Here is a 22914-nt window from a genome sequence, read left to right as displayed (position 1 = left end):
AGATGCATGCGACGTAAGAAAACACCGTTCATTGCACGCCATCACATGAGCCTGGGCGCAGACTACGCGTTGCGGCTGATCAGAATCTTCACGGATCTCTTCGATGGCGATCTGGGCCTGGCGATGGTCTTCATCGCTGCGGCGCAGGCTGGAACCCAACACCTTCGCCAGGAACAGAACTATCCCGACATCGCGGCGGGTGACTTTTTTCCTGACCATCTGCGCCGCCCGGTCAGCGTTTCAGCCCTTGCGCGGTCGCTGGGATTGCCTGTCGAGACCACCCGTCGACACGTGCTCAAGCTGGCAGCAAACGGCTATGCGCTCCGCACCGACAACGGCGGCGTGCTCATCACCTCGGTGATCCTGGCGCGTGAGGAAATCCGACAGACCGCCAGCCTGAACGCCGCCAATATGGCGCAGCTCATCGATGGCCTGCAGCGAACGCCGGGCGATCGATAGTCAGAGGTTTCGGGCCATGAAGACGCGCTGGCTCTCATCGAGCCCGCGCTTGAGGTGCTCGGCCCTGATCGCCAGCAACCCAGGACTCAATGCGGTGTCGGCCAGATCGATGAAGCCCAGGCGACGGTACCAGGGGGCATTCCACGGCACCTCCCGGAAGGTAGACAGGGTCAGCCGCGCCAGACCTTCCGCCCTTGCCCGCTGCGTAATGGCCTCCAGCAGGGCCGCGCCGATCCGTCTTCGCGCGAACCGGGGCAGGACATCGATCTGTTCGACATAAAGACTGTCCTCGACGGGCCGCACCATAACGAAGCCGGCAAGGGCTTCGTCCGCCGTGGCGACAAACAGGCCGCCGGCCTGGAGGCGCGCAGACAGAACGACAGCCAGGGTCGGCTCGTCAGCCGCCAACGCGTCCATCATCCCGATGAAACGTTGGGCCGAGGCGCGCTCAAGGTCTTGAATCTGCTCGATCTCAGACGAGCGGGCGAGGCGTATCAAGCAAGTCATACCTCATGCTGCCCTAGGCTATGGCGAGGCGCCAGTGTCGCGGATGGAAGGCCGCGTGCCGTTTTGCCGGCGCTTTCCCGCAGCGGCCAGGCTGGCGTGGTCAGCCGTTTGGACGCATCATGCGTGACGGCGGTCGAGGTGGAACCCGAAGCCTGCCCGAGGGTTAGGCACGCACGTTAACGAGGAGTCCGGCATGAACATCCTGAACGGCGCATCGCACAGGAAAAGCTCCCGCGCGGGTCGTGAGGCTTTCGAAGCCGACAGGCACGCAGAAAACCACCCCGCCGCGCAGATCGCCCTGGGCGCCCTGCTGGCGGGCGGCGCGATCCTGGCGGCCATGGCCATGGGGCGTCGCCACGAAGCTGTTCTGGATGACGAGATGTATGCGGTCGAGTTCGCCGAGATGCACGAACCGGTCGCCCATCAGCCCAAGCCGCTGACCAGCCTGATCCTGCCGCCCCTATTCATCGCCATGACCCTGTCTGGCCTGCGCACCTGGAACGCCCCGGCCAGTCCGGCGCGTACGCGGGCCCTGACCCTGTGGAGCCTGACCCAGGGCTTCAACGCCCTGTGGCTGGGTCTGGGTGCCAAGCGGCTGGGCGGTCAGGCTGCGGCCGCGACGGCCTCGCTGGCCGCCTCAACCGCCTATGCCATCGAAGCCGGCAAGGTCGGCGGCGGTACCGCGCCGGACCTGGGCTGGCTGGGGGTGGCCAATGCCTTGACGGCGCAACTGTGGCGACGTCCCACGGGGCCGACCCTGCACTGATCTGCGGTCGGTGGCGGCTATCGCAGCTTGCCCGCGAGGGCTGCGAGCCGGTCCAGTCCCGCCAGCAGATGTGCAACATCCTGTGAATCGGCGTGTGCCCGTATCAGTCGAAGGGCGGCGACATGAACGTCGATTGTGGACTGCTCCCAGGCCTGGGCGGCCACCAGGGCTCTCACGGTCTGGCATAGCGCGCGGGCCGCGTGGGTGACCGCGTGCAGGCCGAACATGCCGGCAAGGCTGGCTATGCTGTCGGCCAGGCGCGCAATTTCGTCACGAGGCGCTGTATCTGCGGCTGCGGCGAGATCAGCGATGGCCTTGTCGATCAGCGCCAGCGCCTGTTCGCGATAGGCCTCGATATTGGCCTCCGCTGCCGCGAGGGCCTGGGCTGGATCGATCCCGCCCGGACGACCCATGAACTGGGACAGGCGGCTGGCCGAGCTCATTGCAACAGGGCCATGGCTGCTTCACGAAGCGCGTCGCGGTGGTCTGGCTGGCTCGTGGTCTCCATCTGTGAGCCGGAGCTCCAGAGAATGCGCTCCAGCAAGGTTGCGGGCGAGAACGGCTTGGCGACGACATAGTCGGCACCGACCTCGCGGGCCCTCTTGATCAGGTCCAGCGGCGTGTGCCCGGTCATCACGATGACCACCCGATGGGGCGCGCCAGGCTCCTGCCGTTGCCGCAGCTCGCGGATCAGGGTGAGGCCATCATTGGCGGCCGGAAAGGGATCCACCAGAACAAGGTCAGTCTCGTGATCCCGGGCGAAGGTCTGGCCTTCGGAGAGGCGACTACAGCGATGGAAGGTTCGAAAGCCGAACCCGGAAAGCATCTGTGTGGCGATGTCCATGAAGCCGTGGTTCTCATCGACGATGAGAACGCTGGCGTCATTGAAGTTGAAGGACGGAGCCGCCTCGGTCGACACGTCCGGCATGCTGAGCGCCTCTTTCGGTTGAACGTCGATATTCGACGATCCCATGAGCGCAATAAGGCAAGTTTAACGATAGTTTTCGCAAGGCGGTATCGTGTGGGGCGTATTGTCGCAGAACGACGGTTTCTGGCTCATGGGATCCGCAAGAGGCGATCCAGGCTGAAGCGGCCGCCACCCTTGGCGAGGATCAGCAGAAGCAGTCCGGCCCAGGACAGATGCGTGCTCCAGGCGTCGGGATAGACGAAGATCTCGATCACCAGGGTCATGCCCAGAAAGGCCAGGGCAGACAGCCGCGTGAACAGGCCCAGCACCAGCAGGATCGAGAACAGGTGCTCGCCATAGGTGGCCAGATGGGCGGCGATGTCCGACGGGATCAGGGGCAGGGCATATTCGTCGGCGAACAGCGAATAGGTCCCGTCGGTGATGTGCAGCAGGCCATCGACCTTGGTGCGGCCTGACAGAAAGAACACGCCGGCCACGCCCAGCCGGGCGACCAGGCTCAGGACATCGTCGGTGAGCACCTTGCCGGCGATCCGGGCCAGGGGGTCGAAAGGCTTGAGGAGAGCGTGGGTCATGATGGGGTTCCGGTGTCGAGGCCGCTGAAGACGCCGTCGGCGATCAGGGCGGCGAAAAGGGTTTGAAGGTCTGTCTCTGGATCGGCCTCTGCCGCCCGGCCGATGGCCTCGGCAAGCGGCAGGCCCTGGTTGCAGGCCGCGAGAAAGGCGCAGTCGGCGGGGCCGATCACGCGGTAGGTCACGGACGCTCCGCACCGGCTGATCAGCAGGCCCTCGGCGATGTCGGAAAGCGCCACGTCCTCACGGCCCTCCCGGACCGCGGCCCACAGGCTGGGCAGGCCCGCCTCGAAGGCGGCGAAGCGAACGCTGGGGTGCAGGGCGACGCGGGCCCCGGCCAGATGCTCTGGCGAAAGGGTCGTGAACGTCGCCGCAGCCAGGGGCGGAGCCTCAGCCGCGAACAGGGCCTCGGTCCACAGTCGGTCCAGATGGGCGACGCCGCTCAGATAGGGCAGGTCCCGGGCCGGCGGGAAGCGGTCCAGCCAGGCCGGGAAGTCTTCGCCATAGTCGAGCAGGGCCGCGTGGGTCGGTGGCGCCTCGCGGGCGAACAGGGCGGCGGCGGCGCGGAACCAGTCCTCGCCGACCAGGGCCAGCACCGTCGGGAAGTTTGCGGCCAGGGCGTCGACACAGCCCTTGGCGATGGTGTTGCGATACACCGACAGCCCCGCCTCGCCGGCGGCCGGGCTGGCCAGCCAGGGGCGAAGCGCCGAGGGCGCGCCGGCCAGTGCCGCCGCAAAGGCGTCCTGAAAGTCCAGCAGGTCAGACATGGGCCGGCGCTCGCAGGGTCAGCGCAGCCTGGGCGCGGTCGCGTTCCGCCATCAGGTCAGCGAAGGCGGGAACATTGTCGTCGCGCTCGATCAGGGTTGGGCGCGGACCGATCCGGCTGATGAGGCGGCGATAGAGGTCCCAGACCGGCTCGGCCACCGGCGCGCCGTGGGTGTCGATCAACAGGCCAGAGCCGCCCTCGTCGGGCGCATGGCCGGCCAGGTGGATCTCGCCGATGGCGGCAGCGGGCAGGGCGTCCAGATAGGCCTGCGCGCCATAGCCCAGATTGCTGGCGCTGACGAAGACGTTGTTGACGTCGACCAGCAGGCCGCAGCCGGTGGTCTCGACCAGGGCCGACAGGAACTGGGTCTCGTCCAACTCATGGCCGATCAGGGGGATATAGAGTGAGGGGTTTTCGACCAGCACCTGGCGGCCCAGCGCGTCCTGCATCCGTCCGATATTGGCGGCGATGCGCTGGAGCGCCGCCCGGGTGCGGGGGAAGGGCAGGAGGTCGGGCTGGTGGACGCCGCGATGGGTCGACCAGGCCAGATGCTCTGAAACCACGAAGGGTTCGAAGCGATCGACCAGGGCCTTGAGCGCCGCCAGATGCTCGGGATCGGGGTCCGCATCGGCGGCCAGGGACAGGCCCACGCCGTGCAGGGACAGGGGATGGCGCTCGCGGATCGCCGTTAGGGCCGCAAGGCGCGGTCCGCCGGCCGACATGTAGTTCTCGGGATGAACCTCGAACCACAGACCCGGCGCCGTCGCGGCCAGGGCCTCGTCATAGTGCTGGGGTTTCAGGCCAAGGCCTGCGGCGGGGGTCATGGGAAGGCTCTCAGGTTGAACGATCGCTTGCCCCCTCCGCGCTGGCGCGCTCCTCCCCCATAGGGGGAAGATGAGATCCTCTTCCCCCTATGGGGGAGGACGGCTGCGCAGCAGCCAGGAGGGGGCAAGCGGCCGCAGATGTTGCCTACATCGCCTTGGGGGTCAGCGAGCCCATGCCCTTGGGGGTCTTGATCGACGTGCAGGTGCCCTTGGCCACGTGCTTCCAGGCGTCGCCCTGATAGTCGACCTTGGAGGTGCCGGCGCACGAGGTGCCCGCGCCTGCCTTGCAGTCGTTCTGGCCGGCCTTGGCGACGCCGTAGCAGTTTTCCATGGCGGGCTTCTTGGCGGCCATGTCGTCAGCGAGGGCGGCGCCGGCGGACAGGGCGAAGACGGCAGCGAGAGCGGCGGAAGCGGTACGGTTCATGGGGTGGCTCCTTGGGTGGGTCTGACGACCGGCTCCATCGGCTCGGTCAGAGGGGAATACGGAGCCAGGCGGGCGAAGGTTACACCGGTCGTGGAACAATTTTTTCGGACGCCGGCCGGCGACGGTTCCGACGCGCGCGCGAGCCGTGTAACCATCCGGGCCTGACGCGCGAATAGGGGACTGCGTGACGGACATCGAGACCCGTTTGAAGGCGTTGATGCTGCGCGGGCTGGAGGGTGACGCCCCCGCCTATCGCGAGTGTCTGTCGCTGCTCGGTGTACGCCTGCGCACCTATTTCACGCGCCGGATGTCCGGTGCGCCCGGCGATGTGGAGGATCTGGTGCAGGAGACGTTGCTGGCGGTGCATCTCAAGCGGGCGACCTGGGACGCGACCCAGCCGTTCACCGCCTGGGCGCATGCGGTGGCGCGCTACAAGCTCATCGACCATTGGCGGCGCTGCAAGATCCGCCAGACCCTGCCGATCGAGGATCATGAAGCGTTTCTGGTCGCCGAGGAGCACGACCCTGGCGTGGGCCTGGAACTGGACCGCGCTCTGGCCAGCCTGCCGGAGCGTCAGCGCACGCTGGTGAGCGACGTCAAGCTGGTCGGGCTGAGCCTGGCCCAGGCTGGGGCGCGGGCCGGCATCTCCGAGGGCGCGGCCAAGGTCGCTCTGCACCGGGCGCTCAAGGCCCTGGCCGAAAGGATGCGCGATGCGAACCGATGACCTCATCGATGCCCTCGCCGCCGACGGCGGCCCTGCCCCCGGCGGCGGTCCGCGCGCAAGACTGGTGGGACTGGCCGTGGTCGGTGCAGCACTGGCCCTGGTCGGCGTGCTGGCCTGGCTGAAGGTGCGACCCGACCTTATGCCGGCGATGGGCGGCGGCTTCTTTTGGCTCAAGGCGGCCTATACCGGCGCCCTGGGTCTGGCGGGCTATCTGGCCGTCGAGCAACTGGCGCGCCCCCTGGGTTCGCCCCGGCGCGGCCTGATCCTGGGCCTGCTGGTGCTGAGCGCGTTTGGACTGATGGGCGCCATTCAGCTTGGCATGGCCGGCGACCCCATGGCGATGCTGCGGGGCGGGTCCTGGTCGCGGTGTACGCTCAACATTCTGGCGCTGGGCGGCCCGACCACGCTGCTGGGTTTGTGGGTGGTGCGGGGCCTGGCCCCGGCGCGTCCGGGCCGGGCCGGCGTGGCGGTCGGGGCCCTGGCCGGCGGGGTGGCGGCCACTGTCTATGGCCTGCACTGCGCCGAGAGCACCTTTGTCTTCGTCGGCGTCTGGTACAGCCTGGGCGTTGTGGCCTGCGCTCTGCTGGGTGGACTGGTGGGCCGTTGGGCGCTGCGTTGGTGAGCGCCGGCTGAGTGCGCAATCGGCGCCCTTGCCGCGCGTCGTGCTGACCTGCGCGTCGCTGGTTGACAAAACGCCGTTCACCTTAGCAGTCTCGCCCACCTTTGTTGCGAGCGACATGCATAAACGCGCCGCCGCATTCAAACGCAGGTGAGCGCGGGAGCACGATGATCGACGACTCGCCCCTGCCATTCGATGGCGGCGGACAGGCCGCGCGGGCCTGGTCGCCGGCCACTGTTCCGGTTCGTCTTGTCGAGATTGCCGCGGCCGGCGCCCTGGCGAGCATCTTGCTGGTTCTGTTCTGGCTGCAGCCCAGACCTGATATCGCCCTGGTGCCCTACGACATCTCGTTCTGGCTGCGGATGGCCTATGGCGGCGTGCTGGCCCTAACGGCGCTGGCGGCCATCTCGGCCCTGTCGCGGGGGGGATCGCCTCGCCTCGCCCTGGCCATGGCCGGGCTTCTGGCGGGCGTCGTGATCATCCTGGCGGGGGCGACTGCCGGCCGGCAGGGTGTGCCGGTGCTGCACGACATGCTGGGGGCCCTGGGCGGCGGCACATGCCTGCGTAACATTCTGGCCCTGGCGGCGCCGATGCTGGTCTTCTCGATCCTGGGGCTGAAGCGGATTGATCTGGAACGGCCGGGCCTGATGGGACTGGCGGCCGGATTGCTCAGCGGCGGGGTGGCGGACGCCGTCTATGGTTTGCACTGCTACCAGTCGAACCTGGTGTTCGTGGGTCTTTGGGACACTTCCGGAATTGCGCTGTGCGCTATTATCGGCGCGGGCGCGATGCTCTGGGGAGGCAAGTCCACGCAGATCTGAAAAAGGCCTCCCCGCTTTCGCCGGGAGGCCCTGTTTCATCATCTGACGAAGGCGGAGACTATTCCGCAGCCGCCTTGGCCGCCTCGGCGCCGAACTTGGCGTGAAGCTCGCCCGACGTATAGCGCTTGGCCATGGTCGCCGTGGAGATCGGCTTGATCTTGCCTGCGTGACCGGCCGAGCCGAACTGCACGAAACGGTCCTGGCAGACCTTGCGCATGGCTTCCTTGGCCGGCTTCAGATAGGCGCGGGGATCAAACTCGCCCGGCTTTTCCATCATGATCTTGCGCACCGCGCCGGTCATCGCCATCCGGCAGTCGGTGTCGACATTGATCTTGCGCACGCCATGCTTGATGCCGCGCTGGATCTCTTCGACCGGCACGCCCCAGGTCTGGGGCATTTCGCCGCCGTACTGGTTGATGATGTCCTGCAGGTCCTGCGGAACGCTGGACGAGCCGTGCATCACCAGGTGGGTGTTGGGCAGGCGACGGTGGATCTCCTCGATCACGTTCATGGCCAGGACGTCGCCGTCCGGCTTGCGCGTGAACTTGTAGGCGCCGTGGCTGGTGCCCATGGCGATGGCCAGGGCGTCGACGCCGGTCTGCTGCACGAAGTCGACCGCCTGGTCGGGATCGGTCAGCAGCTCGTCATGGCTCAGCACGCCCTCGAAGCCGTGACCGTCTTCGGCCTCACCCATGCCGCTCTCGAGTGACCCGAGCACGCCAAGTTCGCCCTCGACCGAAACGCCGCAGCTGTGAGCCATCTGGACCACCTTGCGGGTAACCTCGACATTGTAGTCGTAAGAGGCCGGCGTCTTGGCGTCTTCCATCAGCGAGCCATCCATCATCACCGAGGTGAAGCCGTACTGGATCGCCGTGGCGCAGGTTGCCGGGCCGTTGCCGTGGTCCTGGTGCATACACACCGGAATATTGGGATAGAGCTCGGCAAGCGCGTCGATCAGACGCGCCAGGACCACGTCGTTGGCATAGGTCCGCGCGCCGCGCGAGGCCTGGATGATGACCGGGCTGTCGACGGCAGCGGCCGCCTCCATGATCGCCAGGCCCTGTTCCATGTTGTTGATATTGAACGCGGGCAGGCCGTAGTCATTCTCGGCCGCATGGTCCAGCAACTGTCTTAGCGTGATCCTCGCCACGGGGTCTCTCCTGCAGGCTTGAAAAGGTTGAGTCGTTTTTTGTTGTTGGGGCCCGGCGCTGAAGCGCTCTTTGCCCGGTCTTCCAGTCCAGCGACCGCATGACTGCGGCCGCTCCTCCTCCCAGTTTGATCTCTCACCCCGCCGAAACGGGGCTAAACCGGCCTCAAGTGTTCAAAGCTGACACACCCGGCAGGTCCTTGCCCTCCATCCATTCAAGGAAGGCGCCGCCGGCGGTCGAGACAAAGGTCATGTCGCCGACCACGCCAGCATGGTTCAAGGCTGACACCGTATCACCGCCACCGGCCACTGCGACGATCTTACCTGATTTTGCGAGGCTTGCGGCATGCTTTGCCGCCGAAACGGTCGCTTCGTCGAACGGTGGAACTTCAAAAACGCCCAGAGGGCCGTTCCAGATCAGGGTCTTGCTGTCGTCCATGGCGGCCAGCAGGCGCTTCACGGTCTCGGGACCGGCGTCCAGGATCAGGTCGTCGGGCTGAACATCGCCCAGGGCGCGGGTCTGGGCGTCGACGCCCGGCTTGACGGTCTTGGCCACCACCACATCGACCGGCAGCAGCAACTCGCAGCCGGCGGCCTTGGCCTTTTCGATGATCTGGCGGGCGGTGTCGGCCAGGTCCTTTTCGCAGAGCGAGCCGCCCACGTCATGGCCCTGGGCGAACAGGAAAGTGTTGGCCATGCCGCCGCCGATGGCCAGGCGGTCCAGCTTGGCGACCAGGTTGTTGAGCAGGTCCAGCTTGGTCGAGACCTTGGAGCCGCCGACAATGCCGATCACCGGCTTTTGCGGATTGCCCAGGGCCGAGTCGAGGGCTTCCAGCTCGCGCTGCATGGCTAGGCCCGGATAGGCCGGCAGGGCGTGGGCCAGGGCTTCGGTCGAGGCGTGGGCGCGGTGGGCGGCGCTGAAGGCGTCATTGACATACACGTCGCCCAGCTTGGCCAGCTCGGCGGCGAAGGCGGCGTCGTTCTTTTCCTCGCCCGCGTGGAAGCGGACATTTTCCAGCAGGGTGACGCCGCCGGCCGACAGGGCGGCGATGGCGGCAGCGGCCGCGTCGCCGATGCAGTCGGCGGCAAAGCTCACCGGCGCGCCCAGCAGGGCGGCCAGGGGCTCGGCCACGAAGGCCAGGCTCATCTCGGGAACCACCTTGCCCTTGGGCCGGTCGAAGTGGGCCAGCAGCGCCACCTTGGCACCCTTGCCGGTCAGGAACTGGATGGTCGGCAGGGCCGAGCGCAGGCGGGTGTCATCGGTGATCTTTCCAGCCTCGACGGGAACATTGAAGTCCACGCGGACCAGGGCGGTCTTGCCGGCGAGATCGGCGGTGTCGAGGGTGCGGAAGGGCATGGGCTTCTTTCAGGCTGAGAGGTCGGAGCGGCGGCGCTTCCAGTCGAGCGAGACGGCAATGCGCCGCTCAATGCGACCGTCCCATTCGGTTTTGATGTCGTGATCTTTTAGGCGAGCGATGATTTCGTGACCGATCGCAACGGCGGCTTCGGGTCCCTCTTCGCAGGAGCCGTAGTTGAGATACAAGCCGTAGCCGTCCACTGCGGATTCAGTGTCTTGCATGTGATAGAAGGCATATCCACGTGCCGGTTTTCCGGCGTCTTTGGCACTGTTGATCTCGTCCCAGATTTCCGCCGAGCCGCACGTTCCACAGCAGGTAAAGTTCTGCCGTGAGATGACGCCGTCAGCTTCCAGTTGGGCAAACGCTGCGTCGAGACGGTCGCAGTCTGTGACTGTGGGCCATTCCGCTTGCTTGAGGCGGTGTGCCCTGAAGGACTCGTCTGTCAATGACACGGCCGCGTCGCGCAACGCGGCCACGTCGCCATAGTCATCAGCATGGATGTCGACAATGGACTGGATGATTTCATCTTTGGTGGAAAAGCCGCCCGCTACATCGGCGTCGATCTGTCTGACGATGTCGGTAACGATTTCGGACGACGGCACCGTGACCGCTACAGATTTTGCGGAAGAGGGCGCGCTGAAAAAGCGTTGCAGCCAAGATCTCAGCATCCGTCCTCCCTTCGCGCCCGCTCTGACGGTTTAGCTATCCATAAAGAAACAGCCGCCCCGAAGTTCGGGGCGGCTGCTGGGTGGCGTCTCTTACAGGTACTTCGCCATCACGAGCGCCGTGTCGCTCATGCGGGTCGCGAAGCCCCATTCGTTGTCGTACCAGCTGAGCACGCGGCCCAGCTTGCCTTCGATGACCTGGGTCTGGGCGAGAGCCGCCGTCGAGCTTTCGGCGATGTGGTTGAAGTCGGTCGAGACCAGGGCTTCGTCGGTGACGCCCAGCACGCCCTTCAGCGGACCGGCGGCGGCGGCCTTGAGGGCCTCGTTCAGTTCGGCGGCGGTGGTGTCGCGCGAGGGCACGAACTTCAGGTCGACCACCGAGACGTTCGGGGTCGGAACGCGGATCGACGAACCGTCCAGCTTGCCCTTCAGGGCCGGCAGAACCAGGCCCAGGGCCTTGGCGGCGCCGGTCGAGGTGGGGATCATCGACAGGGCAGCAGCCCGGCCGCGATACAGATCCTTGTGCATCGTATCCAGCGTCGGCTGGTCGCCGGTGTAGGAGTGGATGGTGGTCATGTAGCCGCGCTCGATGCCGACCAGGTCGTGAATGACCTTGGCGATGGGGGCCAGGCAGTTGGTGGTGCACGAACCGTTGGAGACCACCAGGTCGGCGGCGCTCAGCACGTCGTCATTGACCTTGTAGACGATGGTCTGGTCGGCGCCGTCGCAGGGGGCGCTGACCAGCACGCGCTTGGCGCCGGCGGTCAGGTGGGCGCTGGCCTTTTCCTTGGTGGTGAACAGGCCGGTGCACTCGAACGCGATGTCGACGTTCAGTTCGGCGTGCGGCAGTTCGGCCGGGTTGCGGATCGCGGTGACCCTGATCTTGCCGGTGCCGACATCGATCCAGTCCTCGCCCGAGGTGACCACGCCCGGGAAGCGGCCGTGCACGCTGTCATAGCGCAGCAGGTGGGCGTTGGTTTCGACGGGGCCCAGGTCGTTGATCGCCACGACTTCGATGTCGGTGCGGCCATGCTCGACGATGGAGCGCAGGACCAGACGTCCGATGCGGCCGAAACCGTTGATGGCGACGCGAAGGGCCATGGTGTCGTTCTCCTCATGACGGACGCCGTCCAAGATCGACCGGCGTTCCTTGATTTTGCAGCGCGTTTTGCGGGCGATGGCGGGGAAGTCAAGCCCGTGACCGGTAACAACGCATGACCGAATGCTGCTATGGGTATTTGATGACCGTATTGTCGCCGCAGCGGGTGGCGAAGGTGATCCTGATCTATATGTTGCAGTGCATGATTGGAACCCGCCGATGACTCCGGGCGAAACAAGCGCCCTCGACCTGGCCGTGCGCCGGCTGGACCGCGCCGTGACCCAGCTGGCCCAGAGGTTGGCGGCCCGTACGGCTGCCTCGGCCTCCGTGTCGCCGCGCGAGGGCGACCTGTTCGAGGTCGACGCCGACCGCGAGCATCTGAAGGCCGAGCTGAACGCCGCCCGCGAGCGCGAGCGGGCGCTGGAAGAGGCCGGGGCCCAGGCCTCGGTCGCCCTGGGTCGCGCCATCGCCGAAATCCGCGCCGCCCTGGGCGACGAGGCCGCCACAGCCAATGACGATCATCCACACGATCGGACCGACGCCGAAGTCGACGCGCTGTTCGACCGTCCGGGGAAGGGCTGAGCCATGGCGCAACTGACCATCCAGGTGAACGGCCGGCCCTATTCGGTGGGCTGCGAGGACGGGCAGGAAGCCCATCTGCTGGAGATCGCCCGCCTGTTCGACCGTCAGGTGCGCCAGGTCAGCCAGGATGTCGGCCAGCTGGGCGAGACCCGCCTGTTCCTGATGGGCGCCCTGCTGCTGGCCGACGAGATGAGCGACCTCAAGCTGCGCCTGGCCCACGCCCAGAGCGAGCTGGCCCGCCTGCAGACCGAACAGAACCGCGAAGCCAACCGCATCGAGATCGCCGCCATCCGCGCGATTGATGCGGCGGCCGAGCGGATTGAGAAGCTGGCGCTCGACTAGACTGAATCGATATCGCGCGCCCTGATGCACTTCGGGTTGTCTTGCCTCCAGACTCGCCTATCGTTGAGGCCAAGCTTGGTGGGGCAGTCGATGCGTTTTGTTACGGTGTTTGCGTTTACGGTCGTCTGTCTCGCGCCAGGCGCGCCCGCGTTCAGCGCGGATCCTACGACCGCCGCGTTCGGGGCGCGGGAATACATCCAGCAAATCAGCCTTTCGCCCGACGGTCAGCAGGTGGCGATGATTGTCCCCGGTTCCGCTCGGGGCTCCAAGCTGGTGGCCATCAACGTCACGACCGGGGCGTCCAAGACCATACTGGTCTCCAGTGGCGATCCTGAGCGGCTGACCTACTGCCGCTGGTCGACCAACACGCGCCTGGTCTGCCAGATCTACGCCTTGATCAAGAACGGCGAGAGCAAGGTTGGCTATACTCGCCTGCTGGCGCTCAACAGTGACGGCAGCGAACTGAAGATGCTGACCGCCGAGAACAGCAACCGGACCATCGGTGTAGCCCAGAACGGCGGCTCCATCGTCGACTGGTCGATCGACGACGCCCAGAGCGGGGTGCTGATGACCCGCGAGTACCTGGAGGAGGCCGGCGTCAGTCGCACCACCAGGAAAGACGAGGGATTGGGTGTCGAGCGCGTCGATACGCTGACCCTTGTGCGAAAGATCGTCGAGAAGCCCTTCAGCACCGCCGTCGAGTATATCGGCGACGGGCATGGGACGGTCAGGATCATGGGCATGCAGCCTACCCGGGGGAATTCCGGCTATTCCGGCGGCAAGATCTCCTATCTCTATCGCAAGCCCGACAGCCGCGAATGGCTGCCGCTGGGCCAGCTGACCAGCGGTTCGGTCGGCTGGAGCGGGTTCAACCCCTACGCCGTCGATCAAAAGCTCAACGTCGCCTACGGTTTCGACGACAAGGACGGGCGCAGGGCGCTCTACAAGATCGCCCTCGACGGCTCGATGACGCGCGACCTCGTCGTGGCGCGACCGGACGTCGACGTCTCGGGCCTTGTGCGGATCGGCCGGGAGAACCGCGTGGTCGGAGCGTCCTTCGTCACCGACCGGCGGGAAACCGAATTCTTCGATCCGGAGCTGCGCAAGCTGGGACAGGCGATCGGCAAGGCCATGCCGGGGCGGATCGTCACCTTTGTCGACGCCTCGGCCGACGAGTCGAAGCTGCTGCTCTTCGCCGGTGGCGACAGCTATCCGGGTGTCTACTACCTGTTCGACAAGACCACCCGCAAACTGCAGGATCTGGCGGCGTCTCGCCCGCAGCTGGAGGGCATGAAGCTCGCCACGGTGAAGGCGATCACCTATCCGGCGGCTGACGGCACGCAGATCCCCGGCTACCTGACCCTGCCGCCGGGCAGCGACGGCAAGAACCTGCCGGCGATCGTCATGCCACATGGCGGTCCCAGCGCTCGTGACGAGTGGGGCTTCGACTGGCTGGCGCAGTACTTCGCCCAGCGGGGCTTCGCGGTGCTGCAGCCGAACTATCGCGGCTCCAGTGGCTATGGGGCGCAGTGGTTCCAGAAGAACGGCTTCCAGTCCTGGCGCACCGCGATCAGCGATGTGAACGACGGCGGCCGCTGGCTTGAGCAGCAAGGCGTCGCCGCGCCCGGAAAGATGGCGATCGTCGGTTGGTCCTACGGCGGCTATGCGGCGCTGCAATCGGCCGTGCTGGATCCCGACCTGTTCAAGGCGGTCGTCGCGATCGCCCCGGTCACCGACCTGGAGACGCTGCGGGCGGAATACCTTAACTTCAGCAATTACCTTCAGGTCAGCGAGTTCATTGGGAAGGGGCCGCACGTGACCGAGGGCTCGCCGGCCCAGAACGCCGCCGTGATCAAGGCGCCGGTTCTTCTGTTCCACGGCGATCTTGACACCAATGTCGGGATCGGAGAGTCGCGCCTGATGGCGCGCAAGCTTCGCGACGTTGGGCGCAAGGTCGAGCTGATCGAGTTCAAGGGACTCGACCACCAGCTGAGCGACGATGCCGCGCGGACCGAGATGCTGGGCAAGTCCGATGCGTTCCTCAAGGCCTCGCTGGGGCTTTGAGGATATCGTCGGCCGCGACGGAACGCCTCTATCGTCGGGAGGCCTGACGCCCTATATTCCTCAGCGGCGGGTCTGCTGTGGCCCTCGTCGAAGATTTCTATTCCCAGGGACCTTAATCTCTCTATCGGGACCTGTTCCCTCCCGTGGCCGTGGCTGCGGGAACACGGGGCCCACCTGTAACTAACAGGTTCGAGTGGATTGAAACGTCTTCACGGTTCTTCATGGCGCCGCCACCTTTCCTCCCATTCGCCGAGGCGATGATGAAATCCGGCTGGTTCGGGCCCAAGACCTTCGGAGTCGGCGCGCGGCCGACCGGATGGCAGGGCTGGCTGACGACCCTGATCTTTGTGATCGCCATGATCTGCACCACCTTCGTGCCGGACAGCTTTCGGCTGTGGGCCCAGGTGGGTCTGGTGATCCTGATCCTGGGGATCATCGCCCTGACCTATCGCGCTGCGCCGCCGCCTTGACGATCCCCGATCCTGTCGCCGCCAAGGCTGCCCTGAGAATGTTCGTGCGGACCCGGCGCAAGCTGCTGGCGCGCGACTGTCCCGAGGCTGGACAGCAGGCCGCCGTGATCGGTCTGCCGGCCCTGTCTGAAGCCTTTCCCGATCCGGTCGGCAAGGTCGCGGCCCTCTATCAGCCCGCAGGGTCGGAGATCGATCCTGAACCGCTCGCCCGAGGACTGGCCTCCGCCGGCTGGACCCTGGCCCTGCCGTCGGTCGAGGGCGAGGCGGGGGCGATGGTGTTTCGGCGGTGGGACCGATCGATCCCGCTGGTCCGCGATGCGGCTGGCCAGAGGGCGCCCGACCCCGGTCAGCCGGTCGTCGAGCCCGATCTGGTGGTGGTCCCGCTGCTGGCTTTCGACCGTACCGGCCGGAGGCTGGGGCAGGGTGGGGGTTACTACGACCGGGCCCTTCAGGCCCTGCGGGCCCGTCGCACGGTTCTGGTTCTGGGCCTCGCCTATGGCGGCCAGGACACAGCCGGCCTGCCCAATGAGCCGCATGATCAGGCTCTGGACGCCATTCTCACTGAAAACGCGTATATCGCGGTGAGCGACTGAGACCCAAAGGGGGTCTGGTAAGGAAATTCGATGCGTTTTGCTTTCTTCGGCGATGTCGTCGGCAAGTCGGGCCGCGACGGTCTGGCCGATCATCTGCCCGCCCTGCGCCGCCAGCTGGATCTGGAATTCGTGATCATCAATGCCGAGAACGCGGCGGCGGGCTTCGGAATCACCGAGAACACCGCGCGCGAGCTGTTCGAGGCCGGGGCCGACTGTCTGACGCTGGGCAATCACAGCTGGGACCAGCGCGAGGCGCTCACCTACATCGTCCGCGAACCCAGACTGATAAGACCGGCCAACTATCCGATCCTGTCGGACGCCCCGGGCCGCGGCAGCCATCTGTTCCAGACCGAGCGTGGCCGCACCATCATGGTCATCAACCTGCTGGGCCGCGTCCACATGGACGCCATGGATGACCCCTTCGCCGCCGCCGACCGCGAGCTGGACAAGGCCCCGCTGGGCCAAGTGGCCGACGCGGTGGTGGTCGACATGCACTGTGAAGCCACCTCCGAGAAGATGGCCATGGGTCACTATTGCGACGGCCGCGCCAGCCTGGTGGTGGGCACCCACACCCACGTGCCCACCGCCGACGCCCAGATCCTGCCGGGCGGCACCGCCTACCAGACCGACGCCGGGGCCTGCGCCGACTACGACAGCGTGATCGGCAACCAGAAGGAAGAGCCCCTGCGGCGCTTCACCACCAAGATCAGCGGCGGCCGCTATACCCCGGCCTCGGGTCCGGCCACGGTCTGCGGCGTCTTCGTCGAGACCGACGACCGCACGGGCCTGGCGCTGCGCGTCGAGCCGATCAGGGTCGGTGGACGGCTGAAGGAAAGCGTGCCGGTCGTCTAGGCGTGACAAAACCCCGCTCCAGGGGCTAGAAGCGCGCCCACTCCACCATCGTCAGATCAGAGAAGAGCCCCGCGAATGGCCGGCCACTCGAAATTCAAGAACATCATGCACCGCAAGGGCCGCGCCGACGCTGCGCGCTCCAAGCTGTTCTCCAAGCTGTCGCGGGAAATCACCGTGGCCGCCAAGGCCGGCCTGCCCGACCCGAACATGAACCCGCGCCTGCGCCTGGCCGTGAACAACGCTAAGGCCGAAAGCCTGCCCAAGGACGTCATCGATCGCGCGATCAAGAAGTCGCAGATGGGCGATGCGGCCGACTATTCGGAAATCCGCTATGAGGGCGTGGCCGCCGGCGGCGTCGGCATCATCGTTGAGGTGCTGACCGACAACAAAAACCGCGCTGCGGCCAATGTGCGGTCCTATTTCACCAAGCTGGGCGGCAATATGGGCGCGACCGGCTCGGTGGCGTTCAACTATGATCGCGTCGGCCAGATCACCTATCCGGCCAAGGTCGCCAGCGAAGACGCCATGATGGAAGCCGCCATTGAGGCCGGCGCCGACGACGTGACCTCCGACATGGACGAGGAGGCCGAAGGCCACACGGTCTATACCGCCTTTGAAGACCTCAATGAGGTGTCCGCCGCGCTGGAAACCAAGTTTGGCCCGGCTGCCAACACCAAGATCGGCTGGCGTCCCAAGATGCAGGTTCCGGTGACTGGCGATTCTGTGGCCACGCTGATGAAGCTGCTCGACATGCTCAATGACGATGACGACGTCCAGGCGGTCTATTCGAACGAAGAGATCAGCGACGAGGATCTGGCGGCCCTGGGCTAGAGCGGGTGATCTGATGGAATCAGATCACCCGCTCTAGTCTTTTGTTTTCACGCGGGTTTTATTCCGAAAACCGGTTCCCACTTTTCGGAACGCGCTCCAAGACGGCTTCTCCCCGCCACATGACGTCGGCTACACTGGCGTCATGACCCTTCGCGTTCACATCGACACCGACTGCGGCGTGGACGACGCCCTGGCGCTGGCCCTGCTGGCGCGGGCGCGCGACGTCGTCGAGGTGGGCTCGGTGTCGGCGGTGTTCGGCAACACCTATGTCGACCAGGCGGCCGCCAATGCGCGCGGCGTGCTGCGCCTGGCCGGCTGCGGGGCCGAGGTCTATATCGGTGCCGGCTCGGGCCTGGCCCGGCGGCGGGTCGAGCGGATGCGTCCGGCCCACGGGGTGGATGGCCTGAACGGCGTGGGCTTCTCGCAGCGCTGGAAGTTGCCGGAGCTGGACCGGGGACATGGGACCAGCCTGCTGGCCTTTGTGGCGCGTCGCAAGATCAGCGGTCTGTTCCTGGGGCCCGTGACCAACCTGGCCCAGGGGCTGTTGGACGATCCGGCCGCCTTCCGCGACTGGCGCCCGACGGTCATGGCCGGGGCCTTTGCGGTTGAGGGCAAGGCGGTCGGCGGGGCCGACTTCAACAGCTGGAGCGATCCTGAAGCCCTGCAGCGGGTTCTCGAAGCCGGCGTAAGGCCCCGGCTGATCCCGATGGATGTCTCAAGCCAGGTCACCCTGACCCGCGCGGCGCTGGAGGCCGGTGTGGCCTGCTGCGGATCGCCGCTTTCCGCCCGGCTGGCGCGGGCGGCCGGACCCTATATGGACTTCCATGCCCAGGCCTGGGGCACAAGCGAGGCCTGCCACCCCCACGACGCCGTGGCCGCAGCCACCTTGATCGCGCCCGAGGCCTTCACCTTCGAGCCGGCCCGCCTGAGGGTGACGACCGACGGCCTGCGCCAGGGCCGCATCGACCGCATCGACGGCGCGTCCAATGCAGAGGTGTGTGTCAGCGTCGATGTCGTGGTGGTGGAGCGGCTGATCCTGACGACGCTGTTTGGGGCGAAGACGGCCGCAGCTGATACCAACCGCCGCTGAGCTCGACGCCTTGTGCTCTATTCATCTCGTCACCCCGGGACTTGTTCCCGGGGCCCATCGTTCCACCGCAAGTGCGGCACAGAATGAAACGCTCACGATGAAGCTGACCCATGGGCCCCGGGAACAAGTCCCGGGGTGACGGAGTATCTTCAGATTCTGGCCCATCTGAGGTCAGTATTAACGGCCGCAGCCCGGCGATGGCCGGGCCGGCTAAGCCGCCCGGGATGACAATCAGATAGCGACGGAGCGGCCCCTACTTCCCGCCCGCATAGTCCTGGATCAGGCCGTGCAGGAAATCCCGGCCCTGATACAGTGACTTGACGCGGATGCGCTCGTTGAGGCCGTGGATGCCGTCGCCGTCAGACCCGCCGAACAGGCCGGTGACGCCATAGGTCGGAATGCCGGCGGCATTGGTGTGCACCCCGTCGGTGGCGCCGGTCAGCAGGATGGGCACGATCGGCACGCCCGGCCACAGCTTGGCGGCCTGCTTGGTGATCGGGCCCATGATCGCCGGCGTCAGGGGCGGCGGCGGCGAAGCGGGCTTGGAGGCGTGGGCCAGGGTCACGGCCACAGCGGGATCAGCCGCCAGTTCGGAAAGCTTGGCCTGCACCTCCTCGACCGGGGTGCCGGGCAGGATGCGGCAATTGACGTTGGCGGTCGCGCGCTGGGGCAGGGCGTTGGGCGCGTGGCCGGCGCTGACCATCGTGGCGACGCAGGTGGTGCGCAGCATCGAGTTCCACATCGGATCCGCAGTGACGACCTTCAGCGCCTCCGCGTCTTCGATATTGGCGACCAGGGCCTTCATCGCCGCCGCCTGCTGCGCCGGAACGCGCGGCTGCATCTGGGTGAAATAGCCCCGGGTGGCGTCATTGAAGCGTGTCGGGAACTGATAGGCGCCGATCCGGTCCAGCGCCGCCGACAGCTGATAGATGGCGTTGGCACCGTGCGGGCGGCTGGAGTGCCCGCCCGGATTGGTCGTGGTCAGGGTGAAGTCCTGATAGACCTTCTCGCCGGCCTGGACCTCCAGCACCACTTCTCGGCCCTGCTCGTCCAGCAGGCCGTCGGCGCCTTCGTTGAGGGCGAACTCGGCGTCGACCAGCGGGCGGTGAGTCTTCAGCAGGTCTTCGATGCCGTTATAGCCTTCGCTTTCCTCGCCACAGGTCAGGGCCATCTTGATGTCGCGCTTGGGCTTGTAGCCGGCCTGCTTGAGCCGGATCAGGCTGTCGGTCCAGATGGCGGCCTGGGCCTTGTCGTCGGACGTGCCGCGTCCGTAGAAATAGCCGTTCTCCTCGACGAGGGTGAACGGGTCGCGGGTCCAGTCGGCGCGGTTGGCCTCGACCACGTCGATATGGGCCAGCAGCAGCATCGGCTTTGACTTGGCGTCGGTCCCGCGCAGCACCGCGACCAGCGAGCCTTCGCGGGGATACTTCGGATCGACCACCACCTGCACATCGCTGTCGGCATAGCCCGCCGCCTTAAGGCGCGCGCCCATCGCCTCGGCGGCCCTCGTGCAGCTGCCGACCGACAGGGTGGTGTTGATCTCGACCAGTTCCTTGTAGAGCTCGCGGAATTTCAACTGGTCGGGGCGCGGGGTCGCGGTTTGCGCGCTCGCCGCCATCGGCAGGGCCAGCACAGCCGCCGCCGTCATCCATCCGACCATACGCATTGATTTTCTCTCCCCGAGGAACTGAGCCGGAGCAGAGCCCGCAAAGCGGTTGTGCGCAAGGCCCCCCGTTTACCACTCGTTAGCAATACAGGGGCTTTTCCTCGGGCGCGGAACAGGCGATGTTGCGAGAACACATGATGAACATGAATCGCATCCCGATCCGGATCCTTGGGCTTGATCCCGGCCTGCGCCGCACCGGCTGGGGCGTGATCGCGGTCGAGGGCTCGCGCATGAGCCACGTCGCCCATGGCGTGATCGTGCCCGACGAGAAGGCCGACTTCGCCCAGCGCCTGCTGCATCTTTTTGAAGGCATCTGCGCTGTGATCGAGCAGCACAGGCCCGACGAGGCGGCGGTCGAGGAGGTTTTCCTCAACACCAACGCCCAGTCGACCCTGAAGCTGGGTCACGCCCGTGCCGCCGCCCTGATCGCGCCCGCGCGCGCCGGCCTGCCGGTGGCTGAATACTCGACCCGTCTGGTCAAGAAGGCGGTGGTCGGCACCGGCGCGGCCGACAAGGCCCAGATCGGCTTCATGATCGCTCGCCTGCTGCCCACGGCGGGCAAGACCACGGCCGACTGCGCAGATGCTCTCGCCGTCGCCATCACCCACGCCAATCTGCGCGTCGCCAACCGGAGGGTGGCATGATTGGTCGTCTCAGGGGGGCCGTCGCCGAGGTCGGCGAGGAAGAGGCCCTGATCGACGTCATGGGCGTGGGCTATGTGGTCCGCTGCGGCTCCCGCACCCTGTCGCGCCTGCCGGCCCTGGGCGAAGAGGCCCTGCTGCACATCGAGAGCCAGTGGAGCGAAAGCGCCGGCCTGCGGCTCTATGGCTTTGGCACGCGCGAGGACCGCAAGGCCTTCGTGCTGCTGCAGGCCATCCAGGGCGTGGGTCCCAAGGCGGCCATGGCGGTGCTCGACATCCTGTCGCCGGCCGAACTGGCCTCCGCTGTGGCCCGTGATGACAAGGCCGCTGTTGGTCGCGCCTCGGGCGTGGGCCCCAAGCTGGCCCTGCGGATCGTCACCGAGCTGAAGGACAAGCCGATTACCGACGGACCGGTGCTGATGACCGCGCCGACCTCGGGCTCCGCGCCCGCGAAGGCCAAGCCCGCACCGACCGGCGATGCCGTCGCGGCGCTGATGGGTCTGGGTGTGGCCGAAGTGAACGCCCGCCGCGTGGTCGAGGCGGCGGCGGCCAAGCTGGGCGACGAGGCGACGGTGCAGGCGCTGATCAAGGCCGGGCTGCAGGAGCTGGGGCGGTGAGGGCGGCGCTGACCCCCTCCGGCCCTCCGGGCCACCTCCCCCAAGGGGGGAGGATCTATCCCGAGCAGATGCTCCCCCCTTGGGGGAGCTGTCGCGGAGCGACTGAGGGGGATGGCGCTGCATGACCCGCATCATCTCCGGCGAAGCCCAGCCCCACGAAGCCGTCCCGCTGGCCGCCGACAAGGCCCTGCGGCCCCAGACCCTGGCCGAGTTCGTCGGTCAGGAGCAGGCCAAGGGCAATCTCCGCGTCTTCATCGAGGCCGCCAAGGGCCGGGGCGAGGCCCTGGACCATGTGCTGCTGTTTGGCCCGCCCGGGCTGGGCAAGACCACCCTGGCCCAGATCGTCGCCCGCGAGCTGGGCGTCAATTTCCGCGCCACCTCGGGTCCGGTGCTGAACAAGCCCGGCGACCTGGCGGCGATCCTGACCAACCTTGAAGCCAACGACGTCCTGTTCATCGACGAGATCCACCGCCTGTCGTCGAACGTCGAGGAGATCCTGTATCCGGCCATGGAGGACCATGTTCTGGACCTGGTGATCGGCGAGGGGCCCTCGGCGCGCTCGATCCGCATCGACCTGGCCCCCTTCACCCTGGTGGCGGCGACCACGCGGGCCGGGATGCTGGCCACGCCGCTGCGCGACCGCTTCGGCATCCCGATCCGGCTGGAATTCTACACCCACGCCGAGCTCAAGCACGTGCTGCTGGGCGCGGCTCGCAAGATGGGCGCGCCATTGTCGGAGGACGGCGCCGCCGAGATCGCCGCCCGGGCCCGCGGCACGCCCCGCGTCGCCGGCCGCCTGTTGCGCCGGGTGAGAGACTTCGCCGAGGCTGACGGCGCGACGTTGATCGACCGCAAGGCGGCGGGCATGGCCCTGGCCAGGCTGGAAGTCGACGAGGTCGGCCTCGACAGTCTCGACCGCCGCTATCTGCGCGCCCTGATCGAGCACTATGGCGGCGGCCCGGCCGGGGTCGAGACCCTCGCCTATGCCATCGCCGAGGCCCGCGACGCCGTCGAAGACGTCATCGAGCCCTATCTGATGCAGCAGGGCTTCATCCAGCGCACCCCACGCGGCCGGGTCGCCTGCGGCAAGGCCTATCTGCACCTGGGTTTGAAGGCACCCGCCCCGTCGCCGGGGCAGGCGGGGTTGTTCGGGGAGGACGCATGATCCTTCTCCCACAGGGAGAAGGAGGGGCCCGCCGCGCAGCGGTGGGAGGATGAGGGGTTAAAACGCTTCAGGCTTTGGCGCGGCTCTTGGCTCTCCATTCGCCCACGATGAGAGCCAGAAACTTACCGCCTCATGGCTCACGACTCGACCCGCCTTAATGTCGGCCTCAGCCCGCGCATCGGCGTCTGCTTCCGTTGCATCACTCGGATTATCGAAGATGGAGGGTCCTTTTTGCATGTTTCATACATATCAGATCGACAGCTGAAGTTCAGGTCCGAACAGGCGTGCCCGCACGCCGTCCGACGCTGAAACCCCTCACCCTCCC

Annotated in this window: 29 protein-coding genes; 16 read left to right on the top strand and 13 right to left on the bottom strand. The window is 66.7% G+C overall.

What is annotated here, in order from left to right; translation table 11 throughout:
* Positions 1 to 6: 6 nt before the first annotated feature.
* Positions 7 to 459, top strand: coding sequence for a hypothetical protein (locus tag ACW179_RS03680; RefSeq protein ID WP_492062954.1), 453 nt, complete (start codon positions 7 to 9; stop codon positions 457 to 459).
* Here the strand turns inward: ACW179_RS03680 and ACW179_RS03675 are convergent, their stop codons facing one another.
* The gene (locus ACW179_RS03675; protein WP_492062953.1) at positions 460 to 966 is read right to left on the bottom strand and encodes a GNAT family N-acetyltransferase; all 507 of its coding nucleotides are present in this window, start codon (positions 964 to 966) and stop codon (positions 460 to 462) included.
* 193 nt (positions 967 to 1159) lie between these two features.
* Between ACW179_RS03675 and ACW179_RS03670 the strand changes: the two genes are divergently transcribed.
* Entirely contained in the window at positions 1160 to 1732 is a 573-nt protein-coding gene (locus tag ACW179_RS03670) for a tryptophan-rich sensory protein (RefSeq protein ID WP_492062952.1), read from the top strand.
* 17 nt (positions 1733 to 1749) lie between these two features.
* Here ACW179_RS03670 and ACW179_RS03665 read toward each other — a convergent pair whose 3' ends face one another.
* The 6 genes from ACW179_RS03665 to ACW179_RS03640 all read right to left on the bottom strand — a co-directional run bounded on the left by ACW179_RS03665 (position 1750) and on the right by ACW179_RS03640 (position 5243).
* Positions 1750 to 2175 (bottom strand): chemotaxis protein CheE, encoded by a 426-nt coding sequence (locus ACW179_RS03665; protein WP_492062951.1) that lies wholly within the window; start codon positions 2173 to 2175, stop codon positions 1750 to 1752.
* On the bottom strand, positions 2172 to 2660 hold the full coding sequence (locus ACW179_RS03660; RefSeq protein ID WP_492062950.1) for a response regulator: 489 nt from the start codon (positions 2658 to 2660) through the stop codon (positions 2172 to 2174). Before ACW179_RS03660 ends, ACW179_RS03665 begins: the two co-directional genes overlap by 4 nt.
* Positions 2661 to 2788: 128 nt before the next feature.
* Positions 2789 to 3232, bottom strand: a complete 444-nt coding sequence (locus ACW179_RS03655) for a DoxX family protein (RefSeq protein ID WP_492062949.1) — start codon at positions 3230 to 3232, stop codon at positions 2789 to 2791.
* Positions 3229 to 3996 (bottom strand): HvfC/BufC family peptide modification chaperone, encoded by a 768-nt coding sequence (locus ACW179_RS03650; RefSeq protein ID WP_492062948.1) that lies wholly within the window; start codon positions 3994 to 3996, stop codon positions 3229 to 3231. Before ACW179_RS03650 ends, ACW179_RS03655 begins: the two co-directional genes overlap by 4 nt.
* Complete coding sequence (gene bufB, locus ACW179_RS03645) at positions 3989 to 4819, bottom strand: MNIO family bufferin maturase (protein WP_492062947.1); 831 nt, start codon at positions 4817 to 4819, stop codon at positions 3989 to 3991. The genes ACW179_RS03650 and bufB overlap by 8 nt, the downstream gene beginning before the upstream one ends.
* A 145-nt stretch (positions 4820 to 4964) precedes the next feature.
* Complete coding sequence (locus ACW179_RS03640; protein WP_492062946.1) at positions 4965 to 5243, bottom strand: BufA1 family periplasmic bufferin-type metallophore; 279 nt, start codon at positions 5241 to 5243, stop codon at positions 4965 to 4967.
* Between the two features lie 184 nt (positions 5244 to 5427).
* On the opposite strand from ACW179_RS03640, the gene ACW179_RS03635 reads away from it, so the two are divergent.
* The 3 genes from ACW179_RS03635 (at position 5428) to ACW179_RS03625 (ending at position 7407) form a co-directional block, all read left to right on the top strand.
* Positions 5428 to 5967, top strand: coding sequence for a sigma-70 family RNA polymerase sigma factor (locus ACW179_RS03635; protein WP_492062945.1), 540 nt, complete (start codon positions 5428 to 5430; stop codon positions 5965 to 5967).
* Positions 5954 to 6589: an NrsF family protein gene (locus ACW179_RS03630; RefSeq protein ID WP_492062944.1), complete on the top strand. Its 636-nt coding sequence runs from the start codon at positions 5954 to 5956 to the stop codon at positions 6587 to 6589. Before ACW179_RS03635 ends, ACW179_RS03630 begins: the two co-directional genes overlap by 14 nt.
* Before the next feature lie 164 nt (positions 6590 to 6753).
* The gene (locus ACW179_RS03625) at positions 6754 to 7407 is read left to right on the top strand and encodes an NrsF family protein (protein ID WP_492062943.1); all 654 of its coding nucleotides are present in this window, start codon (positions 6754 to 6756) and stop codon (positions 7405 to 7407) included.
* Between the two features lie 58 nt (positions 7408 to 7465).
* On the opposite strand, the gene fba is transcribed toward ACW179_RS03625, so the two are convergent.
* The 4 genes from fba to gap form a co-directional block, all read right to left on the bottom strand.
* Entirely contained in the window at positions 7466 to 8557 is a 1092-nt protein-coding gene (gene fba / locus ACW179_RS03620; protein WP_492062942.1) for a class II fructose-bisphosphate aldolase, read from the bottom strand.
* Positions 8558 to 8720: 163 nt separating this feature from the next.
* A complete protein-coding gene (locus tag ACW179_RS03615; protein WP_492062941.1) occupies positions 8721 to 9911 on the bottom strand; it encodes a phosphoglycerate kinase in 1191 nt (396 codons plus the stop codon).
* Between the two features lie 9 nt (positions 9912 to 9920).
* Positions 9921 to 10580: a DUF6891 domain-containing protein gene (locus tag ACW179_RS03610; protein ID WP_492062940.1), complete on the bottom strand. Its 660-nt coding sequence runs from the start codon at positions 10578 to 10580 to the stop codon at positions 9921 to 9923.
* Between the two features lie 90 nt (positions 10581 to 10670).
* Positions 10671 to 11678, bottom strand: a complete 1008-nt coding sequence (gap, locus tag ACW179_RS03605; RefSeq protein WP_492062939.1) for a type I glyceraldehyde-3-phosphate dehydrogenase — start codon at positions 11676 to 11678, stop codon at positions 10671 to 10673.
* Positions 11679 to 11895: 217 nt separating this feature from the next.
* Between gap and ACW179_RS03600 the strand changes: the two genes are divergently transcribed.
* The 8 genes from ACW179_RS03600 (at position 11896) to ACW179_RS03565 (ending at position 18500) form a co-directional block, all read left to right on the top strand.
* Positions 11896 to 12258, top strand: coding sequence for a DUF4164 family protein (locus ACW179_RS03600; RefSeq protein WP_492062938.1), 363 nt, complete (start codon positions 11896 to 11898; stop codon positions 12256 to 12258).
* Positions 12259 to 12261: 3 nt separating this feature from the next.
* Positions 12262 to 12600 (top strand): cell division protein ZapA, encoded by a 339-nt coding sequence (locus ACW179_RS03595; RefSeq protein ID WP_492062937.1) that lies wholly within the window; start codon positions 12262 to 12264, stop codon positions 12598 to 12600.
* A gap of 90 nt (positions 12601 to 12690) precedes the next feature.
* Positions 12691 to 14664, top strand: coding sequence for an alpha/beta hydrolase family protein (locus tag ACW179_RS03590; RefSeq protein ID WP_492062936.1), 1974 nt, complete (start codon positions 12691 to 12693; stop codon positions 14662 to 14664).
* A gap of 221 nt (positions 14665 to 14885) precedes the next feature.
* Positions 14886 to 15134 carry a hypothetical protein gene (locus ACW179_RS03585; protein WP_492062935.1) on the top strand — a complete coding sequence of 83 codons (249 nt, stop codon included), beginning with the start codon at positions 14886 to 14888 and terminating at the stop codon, positions 15132 to 15134.
* A complete protein-coding gene (locus ACW179_RS03580) occupies positions 15131 to 15727 on the top strand; it encodes a 5-formyltetrahydrofolate cyclo-ligase (RefSeq protein WP_492062934.1) in 597 nt (198 codons plus the stop codon). Before ACW179_RS03585 ends, ACW179_RS03580 begins: the two co-directional genes overlap by 4 nt.
* Positions 15728 to 15757: 30 nt before the next feature.
* Entirely contained in the window at positions 15758 to 16579 is an 822-nt protein-coding gene (locus ACW179_RS03575) for a TIGR00282 family metallophosphoesterase (protein WP_492062933.1), read from the top strand.
* Positions 16580 to 16654: 75 nt separating this feature from the next.
* Complete coding sequence (locus ACW179_RS03570; protein WP_492062932.1) at positions 16655 to 17410, top strand: YebC/PmpR family DNA-binding transcriptional regulator; 756 nt, start codon at positions 16655 to 16657, stop codon at positions 17408 to 17410.
* 142 nt (positions 17411 to 17552) lie between these two features.
* Complete coding sequence (locus ACW179_RS03565; protein WP_492062931.1) at positions 17553 to 18500, top strand: nucleoside hydrolase; 948 nt, start codon at positions 17553 to 17555, stop codon at positions 18498 to 18500.
* A gap of 253 nt (positions 18501 to 18753) precedes the next feature.
* Here the strand turns inward: ACW179_RS03565 and ACW179_RS03560 are convergent, their stop codons facing one another.
* Positions 18754 to 20166, bottom strand: coding sequence for a M20/M25/M40 family metallo-hydrolase (locus ACW179_RS03560; protein WP_492062930.1), 1413 nt, complete (start codon positions 20164 to 20166; stop codon positions 18754 to 18756).
* Positions 20167 to 20288: 122 nt separating this feature from the next.
* Here ACW179_RS03560 and ruvC point away from each other — a divergent pair, with 122 nt between their 5' ends.
* From ruvC to ruvB, 3 genes are all read left to right on the top strand, one after another.
* Complete coding sequence (gene ruvC / locus ACW179_RS03555; RefSeq protein WP_492064247.1) at positions 20289 to 20810, top strand: crossover junction endodeoxyribonuclease RuvC; 522 nt, start codon at positions 20289 to 20291, stop codon at positions 20808 to 20810.
* Positions 20807 to 21424, top strand: coding sequence for a Holliday junction branch migration protein RuvA (gene ruvA, locus ACW179_RS03550; RefSeq protein WP_492062929.1), 618 nt, complete (start codon positions 20807 to 20809; stop codon positions 21422 to 21424). The genes ruvC and ruvA overlap by 4 nt, the downstream gene beginning before the upstream one ends.
* Positions 21425 to 21545: 121 nt before the next feature.
* Positions 21546 to 22589, top strand: coding sequence for a Holliday junction branch migration DNA helicase RuvB (gene ruvB / locus ACW179_RS03545; protein WP_492062928.1), 1044 nt, complete (start codon positions 21546 to 21548; stop codon positions 22587 to 22589).
* 57 nt (positions 22590 to 22646) lie between these two features.
* Here ruvB and ACW179_RS03540 read toward each other — a convergent pair whose 3' ends face one another.
* Positions 22647 to 22826, bottom strand: coding sequence for a hypothetical protein (locus tag ACW179_RS03540; RefSeq protein ID WP_492062927.1), 180 nt, complete (start codon positions 22824 to 22826; stop codon positions 22647 to 22649).
* Positions 22827 to 22914: the final 88 nt, after the last annotated feature.

This window comes from Caulobacter sp. AVps18, from assembly GCF_058681425.1.
Note: the sequence above shows the minus strand (reverse complement) of the source record. Positions and strands in the feature narration are given on the sequence as shown.

Excerpts from the sequence above, each read along its gene's own strand:
- ACW179_RS03680 (WP_492062954.1), top strand. The coding sequence starts at position 7 with ATGCGACGTAAGAAAACACCGTTCATTGCACGCCATCACATGAGCCTG.
- ACW179_RS03675 (WP_492062953.1), bottom strand. The coding sequence starts at position 966 with ATGACTTGCTTGATACGCCTCGCCCGCTCGTCTGAGATCGAGCAGATT.
- ACW179_RS03670 (WP_492062952.1), top strand. The coding sequence starts at position 1,160 with ATGAACATCCTGAACGGCGCATCGCACAGGAAAAGCTCCCGCGCGGGT.
- ACW179_RS03665 (WP_492062951.1), bottom strand. The coding sequence starts at position 2,175 with ATGAGCTCGGCCAGCCGCCTGTCCCAGTTCATGGGTCGTCCGGGCGGG.
- ACW179_RS03660 (WP_492062950.1), bottom strand. The coding sequence starts at position 2,660 with ATGCCGGACGTGTCGACCGAGGCGGCTCCGTCCTTCAACTTCAATGAC.
- ACW179_RS03655 (WP_492062949.1), bottom strand. The coding sequence starts at position 3,232 with ATGACCCACGCTCTCCTCAAGCCTTTCGACCCCCTGGCCCGGATCGCC.
- ACW179_RS03650 (WP_492062948.1), bottom strand. The coding sequence starts at position 3,996 with ATGTCTGACCTGCTGGACTTTCAGGACGCCTTTGCGGCGGCACTGGCC.
- bufB (WP_492062947.1), bottom strand. The coding sequence starts at position 4,819 with ATGACCCCCGCCGCAGGCCTTGGCCTGAAACCCCAGCACTATGACGAG.
- ACW179_RS03640 (WP_492062946.1), bottom strand. The coding sequence starts at position 5,243 with ATGAACCGTACCGCTTCCGCCGCTCTCGCTGCCGTCTTCGCCCTGTCC.
- ACW179_RS03630 (WP_492062944.1), top strand. The coding sequence starts at position 5,954 with ATGCGAACCGATGACCTCATCGATGCCCTCGCCGCCGACGGCGGCCCT.
- ACW179_RS03625 (WP_492062943.1), top strand. The coding sequence starts at position 6,754 with ATGATCGACGACTCGCCCCTGCCATTCGATGGCGGCGGACAGGCCGCG.
- ACW179_RS03615 (WP_492062941.1), bottom strand. The coding sequence starts at position 9,911 with ATGCCCTTCCGCACCCTCGACACCGCCGATCTCGCCGGCAAGACCGCC.
- ACW179_RS03610 (WP_492062940.1), bottom strand. The coding sequence starts at position 10,580 with ATGCTGAGATCTTGGCTGCAACGCTTTTTCAGCGCGCCCTCTTCCGCA.
- gap (WP_492062939.1), bottom strand. The coding sequence starts at position 11,678 with ATGGCCCTTCGCGTCGCCATCAACGGTTTCGGCCGCATCGGACGTCTG.
- ACW179_RS03600 (WP_492062938.1), top strand. The coding sequence starts at position 11,896 with ATGACTCCGGGCGAAACAAGCGCCCTCGACCTGGCCGTGCGCCGGCTG.
- ACW179_RS03595 (WP_492062937.1), top strand. The coding sequence starts at position 12,262 with ATGGCGCAACTGACCATCCAGGTGAACGGCCGGCCCTATTCGGTGGGC.
- ACW179_RS03590 (WP_492062936.1), top strand. The coding sequence starts at position 12,691 with ATGCGTTTTGTTACGGTGTTTGCGTTTACGGTCGTCTGTCTCGCGCCA.
- ACW179_RS03585 (WP_492062935.1), top strand. The coding sequence starts at position 14,886 with ATGGCGCCGCCACCTTTCCTCCCATTCGCCGAGGCGATGATGAAATCC.
- ACW179_RS03575 (WP_492062933.1), top strand. The coding sequence starts at position 15,758 with ATGCGTTTTGCTTTCTTCGGCGATGTCGTCGGCAAGTCGGGCCGCGAC.
- ACW179_RS03570 (WP_492062932.1), top strand. The coding sequence starts at position 16,655 with ATGGCCGGCCACTCGAAATTCAAGAACATCATGCACCGCAAGGGCCGC.
- ACW179_RS03565 (WP_492062931.1), top strand. The coding sequence starts at position 17,553 with ATGACCCTTCGCGTTCACATCGACACCGACTGCGGCGTGGACGACGCC.
- ACW179_RS03560 (WP_492062930.1), bottom strand. The coding sequence starts at position 20,166 with ATGCGTATGGTCGGATGGATGACGGCGGCGGCTGTGCTGGCCCTGCCG.
- ruvA (WP_492062929.1), top strand. The coding sequence starts at position 20,807 with ATGATTGGTCGTCTCAGGGGGGCCGTCGCCGAGGTCGGCGAGGAAGAG.
- ruvB (WP_492062928.1), top strand. The coding sequence starts at position 21,546 with ATGACCCGCATCATCTCCGGCGAAGCCCAGCCCCACGAAGCCGTCCCG.
- ACW179_RS03540 (WP_492062927.1), bottom strand. The coding sequence starts at position 22,826 with ATGCAAAAAGGACCCTCCATCTTCGATAATCCGAGTGATGCAACGGAA.